This is a genomic window from Noviherbaspirillum agri (assembly GCF_054780595.1).
On sequence record NZ_BAAGWA010000009.1, the window covers coordinates 136827 to 150217 of the forward strand.

A 13391-nucleotide genomic window follows, 5' to 3' on the forward strand; every position below is an offset into this window, starting at 1 on the left:
ATTTCGCAAGACCTTTCTTCGCCGTAATCGCGGAGCCGCGTTGCAAGAATTACATGCAATGTGTACAAAAACGCCGCGCGCTTTTTACCGGATTACACATTCAGGCACATCACTGTTCCCGCTTTGCCTCTGCCCGGCGCTGATTACCGTGCGTCCGGGCCGCGAGGGACAGTTGGCACAACGTTTGCACCGCACAAGGGCAGACCATAAAAAGGAGGTCCGTTGCCAACGAGCGCCAGCGCATTTTTCGCGCGCTGAATTGCTGCTGCCCGCTGTCATGCCGGGGGCTGCAGGCGGGGCCGGAGCGCAAAAAATACGTCCCTCGTTTTTATCGTGTGCGCCGTAGTGACTTTGACTGCGGATTTCGACCAACCTCGTCAAGGAGCGATTCATGGAAACTGATTTCACATCCCGTACGACCGGCAACGGTAGCGACAAGGCCTCTGCCGCCACCCAGTCCACGGGGACGTTTAGCGAAGCGAAAAGCGGAGCAACGCAACGCACCGCCGCTGCACTGCGCAGCGACCTGTCGAGCCTGAAGAACGAACTGGACGCGCTGGTCAACCGTTCTTCCACGATGTCCGACGACGAACTGACCAAGGCGCATGCCCAGATGATGGCGAAATTCAGCACCATGCGTTACGCCGCCAAGGGCATCGCCAGCGAAGCATCGCGCCAGCTCAACCGCGGCATGGAGACCACGACCGAGTATGTGAAGGGCAAACCCATGCAATCGGTCGCCGTTGCGGTGGGCACCGGGCTGCTGCTCGGCCTGTTGTTTAACCGGCGCTAGTGCCCTGCCGCCACTCGGCCAGGCCACTGATTCAATCGACCTTGCATAGGAAATACCGCCATGTTTGCAGCCCTTCACAAATCCAAACAGCTCTACCTCATCACCCTGGATCGGCTTGGCGATTACATGGATCTATTGCGGGTCGAGATGAAGATCCGCGAGCACCAGATCGCACTGCGCATTGCCGGCTTCGCCGTCGCTGGCCTGTTCGCCTTGCTGGCAACGGTATTCCTCGGGCTGGCGATCATCGTCAGTTTCTGGGGGACTGAGTACCGCGCACTCGCGGCCTGGTTCGTCGTGATCCTCTACGGCGCCATTGCCGGTATCAGCCTCAACCTGTGCCTGAAGCATTTCCGTTCGCCGCCGATCACCACCAACCTGCGCAGTCAGTTGCAGCGCGATATCGACGTCATCAAGGAAAGCATATGAGCGGTCACTCTCTTGAAATGGAAAGGCAGGCCATTCTCGACCGCATGCAAGCGCGGCGGGAGCGCTACCGACGCATGCTGACGGATGGTGCAGACCTCGACGATGCCGTATTGGTCGAGCCGCACACGGCAAGTCCCTATCCGGCCACGCATGCGCTGACGCATGGCGCGCTGCCTGGCGGGGAAAGGATGCACGCCTATCACCGAACGGGATACGCAGCCACACGCAGCCTCACTCCGCGTAATCCGGTGCTGCGGGTGCTTGCCGAGCATCCGTTCCTGGTCGCGGCCGGGGTTGCTGCCCTGGTTGCAATCGGCCCCAAGCGCATTCTGCGTACCGTCACCACCGGTGGAACGGCAATCACCACCGTCATGGGCAATCAGTCCAATGTGGACCTGGCTGGTCGCCTGCTGACGATGATCGGTGCGTACGTGCAGGGTCGGACCAAGTAGCAGTTGCAACAACCGGAGCATGCCTTGCAGCATTCGGGCATGAACATTGCAATGTTTAAAAACCAAGTTCGTTCACATGAAAGGATAAGACCATGAAAAAAGTCATCTCCATCCTCAGCATCCTGATGTTCAGCGCTGGCTTGTCTGCTTGCAATACGATGAAGGGCGTCGGCAAGGACATCGAACGCGGCGGGGAAAAGATGCAAAATTCCGCTGAAGGCGCCCGCAAGGGAGATTCTTCAGGCAGCGGAAGCTCAAGCAGCCCCAGCCGCTAAGCGAACGCTGCTCGCGCAGTTCGCCACAAGCGCGACCGGACATGCTCCGGCTCGCGCTTTTTGCTTTTGCGGCGCTACTTGTTGCGTCCGCAGTTTGCGTCCGCAATATGCGTCCGTTCTGGCGCCCTTCCTGGCAGTGGTTCTGGTGCGGGATTGTGGCCCCCTTCCGTACCAGCCGTTGTGATCTGGCCTTGATGGGCCTCACTCCAAGTTCTCGTCTGACCTGTCATGCCTGCCAAGACTTTCGGCACAGGCTCCCCCGCTTGCTCCCTGCCTCGCGCACCGTCCGCGTGCAAGGGGACAGGCAGGCGTCAGCTTTTCTTCGGTTGTTCGACCACGTCCTGTACGTAGAGCCGCTTCACGGCGACGATGCCGGTCGCCGTCAGCGGCGATGCAAGTATCACGCCCAGCGGCCCGGCCAGCACCCCCAGAAGCAGCGTCGCAAAAATAACGAGTGCCGGGGGCAGCGCAACTGCACGCTGCTCCACGAGTGGTGTAAGCAGGTAGTTTTCCGCAGCCTGGATCCCGGCGTACAGCAAGGCCACGTAGAAGGCGAGCAGCGGGTCGACGTTAAAGGCGATCAGCAGCGCAGGAATGGCCGCCATGATCGGGCCGACGTAGGAGACAAATTCCAGAAGGCCGCTCAGTATCCCGAGCGTGAAGGCCAGCGGCACGCCAAGCACCCATAGCCCGATGCTGGCGGCTGCGCCGACGGCTGCCATCGTGAACAGCCTGCCGACGAGCCAGCGCCGCAGCACGCTGCCGATTTCATCCAGCACTTCGTAGGCGCGCGGCCGCCCCGTCCTCGGCAGCAGATGCATGAAGCCACGCTGGTACAGGCGAGGCTGTGCGGCAAGGTAGATGCCAATGAAGAGCACGACCACTCCACCGCCAACGGCGGACACGGTCGACGTCAGGAGAAAGCCGGCGCGGCCGAGGAAATGGGCATCAAGGCGGAAGCGTGCCAGTTCCGCCACGAGGGGCTGGAAGGGCTTCGCCCATTCATATTGCCGCACGAGTTTTCGCAGCCTGGCAAAGCCTTGCGGCACGTTTTCCATCAATTGACCGAGCTGCTCGGCGAGCGGCACGGCGAACATGTACACCGTCAGCGCCAGCAGGGCGACCAGCGCGCCGATCGAAATGCCGAGCGCAGCACGCTCGCTCAGCCGGGTGTTCTCGGCGAGCCAATTCGTCGGCGCACGCAGCAGCACGGCGAGCAGGATGCCGGCAAACAGAACAAGGAAGACATCGGACGCATACCAGATCAGCGTCAATACCATGCCGGTGAAAATCACCAGGCTCATCACCAGCACGGTGCGCCAGAAGAACTGCGTGTCGCTCAGCTCCGGCTGGGACTGGTAATCAAGTTCCTGTGACAGTTCTCGCGCAGCGGCGCGCGCAGCATCCACGGCGGCCTTATCGATAGCAGCCGTATCCACGGCGGCCGTATCCACGGCGGCCCTATCCACGGCGGCCCTATCGGCATAGCGTCGGCGGCGGCCCACATCCTGTGAAGCGTCCGGCCCTTGTGTGTCGGAGTTTGCCGGCGACGCGGCTAGTGTGTCAGCGGCAGTAAGTGGACGTCGTGAATCCGGTCTGGCTGGCATGTTCAACGGACACCACTGTCACTGCTGCCCGATGCGCCGCTGCCCTCGCCCTCGCTCTCCTCCTCACTACCACTGGCGCCGGTCGCTGTCTCGGATGACGGCAGGCCTTCCGCAACCTGCTGCGGCCAGACGAGCGATGCCGATGCCACGCTGCGCCGCGTCTTCTTTGCCGCTGAAACCTTCACGGTCTGCTGCAGCGTGTAGCCTGCGGCATCGGCGTTCACGCGGTAGCTTCCGCTGCGTGGGAGGTCGACCAGCATGATCGGACCATCGCAAGTCGCCTGCAGGACCGAATTGCCTTTCGCGTCGGCGATGTCGACATTGACGTCGGCAAGATAAGCGCCATTGCGTGCTGCGAAAGTGAGCATCAGGTCATATCCCTTGGCCTCCTGCTTCATGAAGGCTTCCTCGTCCTCACCCACGCCGCCGCACAGGTAAGTCACGTCGCCCTGCACGACAGGCTTGAGTTCCGCAGTCGATGGTGATGCTGCGCGCAACTCCATGCCGGCTTCCGACTGCATGCCGTTGACTCCGCCGGAAGAAGGATCCGGGACAGTGCCCGCCTGAGTCTCTGCGGGCGTATCGGCACCGCCGCTCGGCGTATCCGAAGAAGTGCCGGAAGACGAACTGGAAGAGGTTCCCGGCGAGGCGTCCGAGGCGCCCGATGATCCCGGTTCCGAAGGCGCCATGCCGGGTTGCGACGTCCGGTCAGGCAAGGAAGGAGACATCGGGCCCGGCTGCATCTGCACATCTGCAGGCGGCTGCGGTTCCTGCGACATCGGCTGTGCCTGTGCCAAGGCGGCGTGGGACACGATGCCCAATGCGATCAGCAAACGTTTTGAAGCAATCATCTCTGAAATCTCCTGACGCAAACGCAAGCATGCAAGTACACGAGTACACCAGTACGAAAGCGAGCCGAGCGAACGGCAATATGAATACATATCCGCGCACGGATCAGGTTTGCCTATGCATCATTCATGCCCGTGGGCCCGGCGGCGCAAGCCGTGCCGCGTAGCCGCAATTAATGGGAAAGAGCTGCAAGCGATGGAAACTTTTACAAGATGGGCAAGTCTCTAAAACCACGTTGAATCATCGAGCGGAAAATGGTGCAAGAAGTCGTTTTGCAATGGATTCGGCAGCTCCGTTTGCACGCATTGTGCGCTGCACTGGCACCGAAAATGCTAGCTGCCGCCATAAGCCGTACGTGCCGCCTGGATTGAGCTTGAACGTACCGACTTTCTGCTGACCAATATTCCGACATCACAACTGCACACCCCCGTGACCCATCCGATCCTGCAATTGCCCGTCAAGATCCTTCCGCAACCGGACGAAACGACCTGCGGCCCGACCTGCCTGCATGCGGTCTACCGCTACTGGGGCGACGAGGAGGCGCTGACTGGCGTCATCGAACGTGCCGGCCGGCTCGAGCATGGCGGCACCTTCGCCGTCTTCCTTGCGTGCGATGCACTACGCAGGGGTTACAGTGCGACCATTTATACCTACAACCTGACGGTGTTCGACCCGACCTGGTTTACCCAGCCCGGTGTCGACATTGCCGATCGCCTGCAACGGCAGCGTGAAACGAAAATGGATTACCGCCTGCAACATGCGACCACCGGTTATCTGGAATTCCTCAGCCTTGGCGGGCGCCTGCGCCTGCTGGACCTGTCGCGCTACCTGATTCGCGGCATCCTGCGTCGCCGGCTGCCAATCATCACCGGCCTGAGCTCCACCTACCTGTATCGGGTGCCGCGCGAATATGGCCCCGATGATCAGCCGGATGATGTGCGCGGCCTGCCTTCCGGCCACTTCGTCATCATCGCCGGCTACGACCGCGAGCGGCGCAAGGTGCTGGTGGTCGATCCGTATCAAAAGAATCCCTACGCCAGCTCGCATGAATACTGGCTGAGCGTGGACAGGGTCGTGAATGCGGTGCTGCTAGGCATTGTGACGCATGACGCCAACCTGTTAATCATCCATCCGCGGTGTCCGCCGCGACAGGAAGTACCATGAACATCCTCTTCGTCGTCAGTCAGCCGCAGGATTGGCCTAACGACATACCCGGTGTCACCGTGATACCTGCTCAAACCTACCTGATGGACCCCGCCTACGGGGACAGCAAATCCACCAAAGTCTTCAACCTCTGCCGCACCTATCGCTACCAAAGCCTCGGCTACTACGTCTCCCTCCTTGCAGAAGCGCGCGGCCACCATCCGGTGCCCGACGTCCAGGCCATGAAGGAACTGCATGCCGGCCACGTCGTGGCGGAACTCTCCGACAAGCTCGGCGACCTGATCGATTGCTCGTTCGCACGCGCGACCGATGAGGTGGCCGACCTCAACATCTATTTCGGCCGCGATGCCGTGCAGCAGCTTCCGCACCTGAGCGAGCAACTGTTCAAGATGCTGCGCACGCCGGTGTTGCACGCCCGCTTCGAGCGTGCCAATGACCGCTGGCATCTGTGCAGCATCTACCCCGGCAGCGTGCGCGACATCCCGGCTCATCACCGCGAATTTGCCACGCAGGCCGCGATCGACCATCTGAAGGAACAGAAGATCGGCCCCAGCGTCGCGCGCAAACCATCGCTCGCGATCCTGCACGATCCGCAGCGCGCGGAGTCGCCATCCAACCCGGACGCATTGCGCAAGTTCCTTGAAGCGGCCGAAGCGGTGGGCATGACGGCCGAGCTGATCACGCCCAAGGACGCGCGCTGGCTGGAAAAATTCGATGCCCTGTTCCTGCGCGACACCACCAGCATCGATCACTACACCTATCAGCTGTCACGCCAGGCGACCGATGCCGGCATGGTGGTGATCGACGATCCGGATTCCATCCTGCGCTGCACCGACAAGATCTACCTGACCGAGCTGCTGACACGGCACCATATTCCGACGCCGAAGACGCTGATCATTCACAAGGGCAATGTCGACCAGATCGCAGCGACGCTCGGCTTTCCCTGCATCCTGAAGCAGCCGGACAGCGCGTTTTCGCTGGGCGTGATGAAGGTCGAGTCCGAGCAGGAATTGACGGCCAAGGTCCATGCCCTGCTGAAGGAGTCGGATCTGGTGCTGGCGCAGGAATTCCTGCCCACCGGATTCGACTGGCGCATTGGCGTGCTGGACCAGCGGCCGCTGTTCGTCTGCAAATACTATATGGCGCCGGGGCACTGGCAGATCATCAAGCATGAACAGCAGCGCATGTGCGAAGGCCGCACCGAGGCGCTGTCGGTTGGCGAGGTGCCGGACGAGGTAGTCAGCATTGCGGTGCAGGCCGCCAACCTGATCGGCGACGGTTTCTATGGCGTGGACCTGAAGCAGGTCGGCAACCAGTACTACGTCATCGAAATCAACGACAACCCCAACGTCGATGCCGGCAATGAAGACGCCGTGCTGAGCGATGCGTTGTATCGCGAAGTGATGGGCGTGTTCCGCAAACGCATCGAGGCGCGCCGAGGAAGTGTTGCACCATGAGCGACGAGGAAGAACCGCAGACGCCACCGATCCTGCATGCCTTCGACGGCATCGGCATCGAGCTGGAATACATGATCGTCGACAGAGAAAGCCTGTCGATCCGGCCGATTGCCGACCGGCTGATCCGTGAAACGCCGGGCAGCAGTGGCAATGAAGTCGACCGCGGCCTGCTCGGGTGGTCGAACGAACTGGTGCTGCATCTCGTCGAGATCAAGAACCGGCACCCAGTCGCATCGCTGTCGGAGTTGCCTGGTGCCTTCCATGCAGAAGTGCGGCACATCAATACCTTGCTCGAACTGCGCGGCGCATGCCTGATGCCAGGCGCAATGCACCCATGGATGGATCCGCAGACGGAAACCCATCTCTGGCCGCATGACAACCAGGCTATCTATCGCGCCTACGACGCCATCTTCGGCAGCCGCAACCATGGCTGGTCGAACCTGCAGAGCATGCACGTGAACCTGCCTTTTGCAGGCGACGAGGAATTTACGCGTCTGCATGCGGCAGTCCGCCTGGTGCTGCCCATCCTGCCGGCGCTCGCCGCCAGCTCGCCCATTGCTGACGGTTGCGTGACCGGCTGGGCCGACTATCGCATGCGCGTGTATTGCGACAATGCACCCTCGATTCCGTCCATCGCGGGAATGGTGATTCCGGAGACGATCACCAGCCGCGCCGACTACGAGCAGCGCATCCTGGCGCGCATGTACAAGGACATTGCGCCATTTGATCCGGACCGGGTATTGCAGCATGAGTGGCTGAATTCGCGCGGTGCCATCGCGCGCTTCGACCGCAGTGCGATTGAAATCCGCGTGATCGACACGCAGGAATGTCCGCAAGCCGATCTTGCCGTGGCCGCAGCCACGCGCGCAGCGGTGAAGCTGCTTTATCAGGCCGGGCAGGCGCCGCTGGTAGAACAGCAGGAGATGCCAACCAACACACTGGCCGCGATCCTGCAGGACTGTATACGCGACGCCGATCAGACTGTGCTGGACAACGCCGATTACCTGCGGCTGCTCGGCTTTCCCGGGCGGTGCTGCCGTGCCGAAGAATTGTGGGAATGCCTTGTCGAGCGGATGATGGAAGAGAATGATTACGAGACCGCGCGCTGGCGCACTCCGTTGCAGACGATATTACGCAAGGGAACACTCGCACGGCGAATCCTGCAGGCGGTTGGCAGCGACTATTCCCGTCCGCAGCTGCATGCGGTGTACCGCGAACTCTCCGACTGCCTGCAGGAAGGACGCATGTTTGAAGGGCAGGTTTGACAGGGCTAGATGAACGCCATCGCGGCGTTCCCTGCATGTTGAAAGACGGCGCTCAATGTGGTGCTGAACCGCGATGCTGAAAGACCTTGACGACCGTGGAGACGAAAAACTTTTTCCTGATCACCTGTGAACATGGCGGCAACCGCGTTCCATCCCGCTACCATGATTTCTTTCGCGGGCGGGAGGCGTTTTTGCGCACGCATCGCGGATACGACGTTGGTGCCCTGCGCGTTGCACGCGAGCTTGCTGCCGCCTTGTCCGCGCCGCTCGTCGCGTCGACCATCAGCCGTTTGCTGATCGAGCTCAACCGCTCCCCCAGTCATCCGAAGCTCTACTCCGAGGCGACGCGCGACGCCCCGAACGACATCAAACAGGAAATTTTCAAGCGGTATTACCAGCCCTACCGCACCAAGGTCGAGACACAGATCACGCAGGCCGTTGCTTGCGGTGCGCGCGTGGTCCACATTTCCTGCCACAGCTTCACCCCGGAACTGAACGGCGAAGTGCGCAATGCCGATATCGGACTCCTGTACGACCCGTCCCGTCTTTCGGAAGCCAGCTTGTGCCGCCGCTGGCAAACCGCATTAAAGGTGTATGCCCGGACGCTGAAGACGCGCATGAACTATCCGTACACCGGCATTTCCGACGGCTTCACGGTTTATCTGCGCCGCCGCTTTCCCCCTCACGCCTATCTTGGCATCGAGCTGGAGGTCAACCAGAAACACGTCCTGGCGCGCGGCGATCACTGGCGTCAGGTACGCAACGCCATCATCGAGGCGTTTCATGACGCGGTACCGGTTTCCAGGGAAGCAGCGCATCACATCCCGGTCCGTGCGTCAGCTGCTGCAACGCGGTCCGTTCCGGTTTAGCAGGCTGTTGAAACTAGCACTTGCTCCGATATACTGCGGTCGATGCGGCGGAGCCTATGCATGGAACCGCGCTCGTCATCGACAGATGCTTCCCGCATGGATAAGCGTCTGTTGCCTATCCTTCATGTCACTCACTGCAAAGAAATCAAAGCAATGCCGACCATCCGCCCCATGTCAACGGCCGATCTCCCCTTTGTCATTTCGATCCAGAGCGAATGCTACAGCGCCGACGCGATCGAGTGCGAAGCAACCATCCGTGCACGCCTGGTGTCATCGCCTGACACTGCCTGGGTGGCGGAGGACGAGCACGGAGTATGCGCGTACTTGGTGGGCTATCTATCCGAACTTGGGAAGGTGACCCCGCTGGGAAGCGGCTTTGTGCCGTCCGATACGCCCAACAGCCTGTACCTTCATGACCTTGCCGTGTCCCGCCGGGCCGCCGGCCGGAATGTCGGCACAAGGCTGGTGCAAGCGGCATTGACCATGGCCCAGCGGAACGGCCTTCCTTACTCTTCCCTGGTGTCCATCCAGGATTCGCTGCCGTTCTGGTTCAGGCATGGATATGCGACATGCGATTCCCTGGAAGACCCGCAACGAAAGCATCTCGACACCTACCCAGGCAAACCCGCCTATCTCGTTTGCCAGCTGGGTTGAGAGCCGGGATATCCCATAACGGCAGAGACAAGAAAAAAACCGCGCCCGAAAGAGGCGCGGCTCGATCTTGATACCTCATCCGGCGCAGGCAGATGGCCATCCGGCCGCAACCTTTGCGGCCGGAGTGAATTCAGCTTTCCGCCGTCTGGATGCCGGGCGCGAGCTTTGTCGTGGGCTCCTCTTTCAGGAAGAACGGCGCAAGCATCGAGATCAGGAACAACGACATGAAACCGCTGATGAACAGGGCCAGCGCGACCAGCCCGCCGAGATACGCAATCGGCTTGAATTCCGAAAACAGCAGGGTCAGGAATCCGAGCGAAAACACCGCCACGTTGAACGCGATCGACATGCCGGAATGGCGGATCGCATACAGCAAGGAATGATCGAGGGTGTCGCCGGTAGCAAGGCGTGACTTGATCCGCTGCAGGTAATGCACGGAGTAATCGACAATGCCGACCACAATGAACGAGATCAGTGCCGTGCCAATATTCAGCTCAATCCCGAGCAGTGCCATCACGCCGTAATAAGCCACCATGGTCGCTGCCAGCGGCAGTGCCGCAAGGATGCCTTCCCGTACCGAACGCAGCCAGACAACGAGCACCACGCACACCGCGGAAAATGCCAGGATAAAGCTGACGAACTGCCCCTTGATGATTTCGTCGAGCACGCCCGACCAGATCACCGGCGTGCCGGCCACACTGACTTTCAGATGCACGGGCTTGTTCGCCTGCAGCCACTGTTCCAGGCTGGCAAGCAATATCTTGTACTCACTCGCCCGGGTGGTATTCATCGTAAATAGGGTCGCTGCCTTGGAGAAGTCGCGTGCGAGCACGTTGTTCAGGTCATTGCCGCCGCCGTTTTCATACATCAGCACCAGCTGCGACACTAGCTCGTTGCCGTCGACCTGTTCCACCGTCGGCTTGCCCGTGGCGACATCCGTACTGCGGATCGATTCCGTTGCGTTGGGCAAGCGGTTGTACTCGGGATTCATGTCGTTCAATGCAAGATGCATGCGCTTGACATAGGTCGCCAGAGAATAGGTATAGGTGACATTAGGCTGCGACAGTAGGAACTGGTCCAGCTTGTCGATGAAGGCCAGCGTCTCGGTCGTCATCACGGAATTGGGCTTGTCGCCCTCGATCCGAATCCATCCGGGGCTGGTGCCGGCAATATGCGTGTTGACGAATTCGTCCGCCTTGCGGAACTCGTTGTTCTCGGCAAAGTAGTTCGATCCGGCATCCTCGACCACGATGCGCGTCATCAGGAAGGCACAACCCGCCATCAGCGCAAGGAAACCCGCCAGCACCGGTTTCCGGTTGCGGATCAGCAGGCCGAACATGGCGGCCAGTGCCATGCCAAGCCACTCGCCCTGCTGTTTGCCCGGCGCATTCACGGTAATCCTGCTGCCGCCCATGAGGTTCAGCCACGCCGGGATCAGCAGCAGCGAGATGATCTGCGCGCTGATAAGGCCGACCGCCATGAACAGGCCGAAGGACTGGATGCTGGAAATGTTGGTCGATGTCGAGAACAGGAAGCCGGCAACCGTGGTCACCGTTGTCAGCACGATCGGCGAGAGCATTTCCCGCAGCGTCCGCTTGACCGCTTCCTTCGTCGCAATCCCGGTTCCCTTCTGCGTGTAGTACTCATTCATCATGTGGATGGCATCCGCGCCGCAGATCGTGATCAGGAATACCGGCAAGGTGCTGGTGATGAGATCCATGGGAACGCGGAGCACGCTCATCATCCCGAGCGTCCAGATGGTGCACATCACGACATTCAGCATCGGCAGCACAAAGCCGAGCGGTTTGCGGAAAAAGCCGATCAGGATCGCCCCCACCACGGCAATCACCAGCGGAAACAGCGTGGCGAGGTCGCGGTCGGTCAGCTTCTTCTGCTCCGCCATGAAGATGGGGACGCCGGCGATATACACCTCATCCTTCAGCTCCGGGTGCGCCTTGCGGTAGTCGTCCACAATCGTGCGCAGCGCATCGTAGCCGCGGACCTGGCCATCCGCATCATCCTGCTTGATCGCAAACTCGATGGTGATCAGCGCGACCGTTCCATCCCTGGAGACGACGCTGTTGAGCATCATTTCATTGTTCAGGATCTCCGTCCGGATCTGCTCCGGCGAAGTCGTTTTGTCGCGCAGGCTCTTGGTCACATGCAGCGTGCCGTCACGCGAAAGGATGTTGTCGCTGGCTGCCAGACCGGCCATTTCCTTTACCGGGTTCAGGCGGTGCGGAAAGTACGACAGGAAGGCGCGCTCGGCCTGCGACAGTTCCACGGTTCCTGCGAGTTCCTGCAGCTGTTGCGCTGCAAAGTAATCGTTCTGCTCCAGGCCGCCTTCCAGAATGCCGTCGACCGCTGCCTTGAAGGACGGATGCTGTGCGCCGTACCGCTCGCCCAGCGCCGTCAGATACGCCTTGTCGTCGTCGTTGACGAGAATGATGCGGCGCGCCGCCTGTGTCATGTCGAGCACGGCGTCGAGCGTGTCGCGGTTGAACACGCCGTCCTTGTTGTACAGCGCAATCAACGCCGCATCGTAGGTCCCGGAAAACTCTTTCTGCATGTCGAGGATCGGCTTGCGGGCCGGATGCGACTCGGACAGGAGATAAGGGTTGCTGTCATTCGTCAGCTTGCCAAGCTGGAGGACAAAGAACACGGTGACCAGGCCGAGCACGGCCAGGATCAGCTTCGACCAGCGGTCAACGAAGCGCAGGTAGGTTTCCACGGTTTACTCCAGTTTTCATGATGTTTTGTTGGAACAGCTGGTCGCCCAGCCCGGTGTTGTAGCGGGAATTGTTGAAATGGAGGGTGGAGCTGCGCTGGTTGACGAAATCCTGCATCTCGCTCTCTGTCACGGTCCAGATGTCCTGGATCTTTTCCAGCTTCTTCACCGTCAATTGCTTGAACTGCACGCCGCGCGCGTCGAAGTAAGTCTGCTTGAGGACAATGAAGCGTTCCTTGTCGACCCACACGCGGGTCTTGTAATAGCCGGTCTTGTTGATGATCTTTTCGGACGCCGGGATGCGTTCGATCACAAAGCAGTCGCGGTCCATCACCTTTTCTTCCCCCAGGAGCTTCTGCATATAGTCGGTCACGCGCAGCCGGTCGAGATCAATGTAGGCAAACTGGCTGCCCATGAAGGAACCGCGCTTGTCGGTCGCGGAAATGCGTCGCACCTGGCGGAAGGCGGGCAAGTACATCCATTGCTCGTCCTCCTTGTCGACGGCTTCGTCGTAGTTGACGGCCTGCAGTGCAACACTTTTGACCTCTGCCGGCCCGGTGAAGTAGAGCGTCAGCTTTTCATCCTTCCCGTAGTCCCGCTCCAGGAAGATCAGGTCGCGCGTACGCGTCTTGCCATTGCTTTCCGTCAGCACCATGTTGACGTCCGAGTAAATGTCCGTGCCGTCGGGGCGGTTACGGACCCTCTCGAGGATCTGGTCTGCGCTCAATGTGGTCGCGCCGGCGGATGTCGCCAGTGCCAGGAAGAGGCTGGCGCCCAGCCGCATTAACTGCCTGTATTTCATGCGTGAGTCCTTTTAGATGAATTGGATAAACGTGGAAGGCGGTTGAA

Annotated in this window: 13 protein-coding genes; 9 read left to right on the forward strand and 4 right to left on the reverse strand. The window is 60.4% G+C overall.

Going from position 1 to position 13391, the window contains the following annotated elements; translation table 11 throughout:
- The first annotated feature begins 391 nt into the window (after window positions 1–391).
- From ACYVIA_RS15965 to ACYVIA_RS15980, 4 genes are all read left to right on the forward strand, one after another.
- The gene (locus tag ACYVIA_RS15965; RefSeq protein WP_460842475.1) at window positions 392–793 is read left to right on the forward strand and encodes a glycine zipper domain-containing protein; all 402 of its coding nucleotides are present in this window, start codon (window positions 392–394) and stop codon (window positions 791–793) included.
- Between the two features lie 60 nt (window positions 794–853).
- Window positions 854–1222: a phage holin family protein gene (locus tag ACYVIA_RS15970; protein WP_460842477.1), complete on the forward strand. Its 369-nt coding sequence runs from the start codon at window positions 854–856 to the stop codon at window positions 1220–1222.
- Window positions 1219–1674: a hypothetical protein gene (locus ACYVIA_RS15975; protein ID WP_460842479.1), complete on the forward strand. Its 456-nt coding sequence runs from the start codon at window positions 1219–1221 to the stop codon at window positions 1672–1674. Before ACYVIA_RS15970 ends, ACYVIA_RS15975 begins: the two co-directional genes overlap by 4 nt.
- A gap of 92 nt (window positions 1675–1766) precedes the next feature.
- Entirely contained in the window at window positions 1767–1949 is a 183-nt protein-coding gene (locus ACYVIA_RS15980) for an entericidin A/B family lipoprotein (RefSeq protein ID WP_460842481.1), read from the forward strand.
- A 311-nt stretch (window positions 1950–2260) separates the two neighbouring features.
- Here ACYVIA_RS15980 and ACYVIA_RS15985 read toward each other — a convergent pair whose 3' ends face one another.
- Together ACYVIA_RS15985 and ACYVIA_RS15990 are read right to left on the reverse strand one after the other, a co-directional pair.
- Window positions 2261–3403, reverse strand: coding sequence for an AI-2E family transporter (locus ACYVIA_RS15985; RefSeq protein ID WP_460842483.1), 1143 nt, complete (start codon window positions 3401–3403; stop codon window positions 2261–2263).
- A 155-nt stretch (window positions 3404–3558) separates the two neighbouring features.
- Complete coding sequence (locus tag ACYVIA_RS15990; RefSeq protein WP_460842486.1) at window positions 3559–4407, reverse strand: hypothetical protein; 849 nt, start codon at window positions 4405–4407, stop codon at window positions 3559–3561.
- A 427-nt stretch (window positions 4408–4834) separates the two neighbouring features.
- Here ACYVIA_RS15990 and ACYVIA_RS15995 point away from each other — a divergent pair, with 427 nt between their 5' ends.
- From ACYVIA_RS15995 to ACYVIA_RS16015, 5 genes are all read left to right on the forward strand, one after another.
- Entirely contained in the window at window positions 4835–5569 is a 735-nt protein-coding gene (locus tag ACYVIA_RS15995; protein WP_460842488.1) for a cysteine peptidase family C39 domain-containing protein, read from the forward strand.
- A complete protein-coding gene (locus ACYVIA_RS16000; RefSeq protein ID WP_460842490.1) occupies window positions 5566–7026 on the forward strand; it encodes a RimK family protein in 1461 nt (486 codons plus the stop codon). The genes ACYVIA_RS15995 and ACYVIA_RS16000 overlap by 4 nt, the downstream gene beginning before the upstream one ends.
- Window positions 7023–8291, forward strand: coding sequence for a carboxylate-amine ligase (locus ACYVIA_RS16005; protein WP_460842493.1), 1269 nt, complete (start codon window positions 7023–7025; stop codon window positions 8289–8291). The genes ACYVIA_RS16000 and ACYVIA_RS16005 overlap by 4 nt, the downstream gene beginning before the upstream one ends.
- A 95-nt stretch (window positions 8292–8386) precedes the next feature.
- Window positions 8387–9160 (forward strand): N-formylglutamate amidohydrolase, encoded by a 774-nt coding sequence (locus ACYVIA_RS16010; RefSeq protein ID WP_460842557.1) that lies wholly within the window; start codon window positions 8387–8389, stop codon window positions 9158–9160.
- Between the two features lie 153 nt (window positions 9161–9313).
- Complete coding sequence (locus ACYVIA_RS16015; RefSeq protein WP_460842496.1) at window positions 9314–9814, forward strand: GNAT family N-acetyltransferase; 501 nt, start codon at window positions 9314–9316, stop codon at window positions 9812–9814.
- A 130-nt stretch (window positions 9815–9944) separates the two neighbouring features.
- Here the strand turns inward: ACYVIA_RS16015 and ACYVIA_RS16020 are convergent, their stop codons facing one another.
- Together ACYVIA_RS16020 and ACYVIA_RS16025 are read right to left on the reverse strand one after the other, a co-directional pair.
- On the reverse strand, window positions 9945–12545 hold the full coding sequence (locus tag ACYVIA_RS16020; RefSeq protein ID WP_460842498.1) for an efflux RND transporter permease subunit: 2601 nt from the start codon (window positions 12543–12545) through the stop codon (window positions 9945–9947).
- Complete coding sequence (locus ACYVIA_RS16025; RefSeq protein ID WP_460842500.1) at window positions 12520–13344, reverse strand: outer membrane lipoprotein-sorting protein; 825 nt, start codon at window positions 13342–13344, stop codon at window positions 12520–12522. Before ACYVIA_RS16025 ends, ACYVIA_RS16020 begins: the two co-directional genes overlap by 26 nt.
- Window positions 13345–13391 lie beyond the last annotated feature (47 nt).

Excerpts from the sequence above, each read along its gene's own strand:
- ACYVIA_RS15980 (WP_460842481.1), top strand. The coding sequence starts at position 1,767 with ATGAAAAAAGTCATCTCCATCCTCAGCATCCTGATGTTCAGCGCTGGC.
- ACYVIA_RS16000 (WP_460842490.1), top strand. The coding sequence starts at position 5,566 with ATGAACATCCTCTTCGTCGTCAGTCAGCCGCAGGATTGGCCTAACGAC.
- ACYVIA_RS16025 (WP_460842500.1), bottom strand. The coding sequence starts at position 13,344 with ATGAAATACAGGCAGTTAATGCGGCTGGGCGCCAGCCTCTTCCTGGCA.
- ACYVIA_RS15990 (WP_460842486.1), bottom strand. The coding sequence starts at position 4,407 with ATGATTGCTTCAAAACGTTTGCTGATCGCATTGGGCATCGTGTCCCAC.
- ACYVIA_RS16015 (WP_460842496.1), top strand. The coding sequence starts at position 9,314 with ATGCCGACCATCCGCCCCATGTCAACGGCCGATCTCCCCTTTGTCATT.
- ACYVIA_RS16005 (WP_460842493.1), top strand. The coding sequence starts at position 7,023 with ATGAGCGACGAGGAAGAACCGCAGACGCCACCGATCCTGCATGCCTTC.
- ACYVIA_RS15975 (WP_460842479.1), top strand. The coding sequence starts at position 1,219 with ATGAGCGGTCACTCTCTTGAAATGGAAAGGCAGGCCATTCTCGACCGC.
- ACYVIA_RS15965 (WP_460842475.1), top strand. The coding sequence starts at position 392 with ATGGAAACTGATTTCACATCCCGTACGACCGGCAACGGTAGCGACAAG.
- ACYVIA_RS15970 (WP_460842477.1), top strand. The coding sequence starts at position 854 with ATGTTTGCAGCCCTTCACAAATCCAAACAGCTCTACCTCATCACCCTG.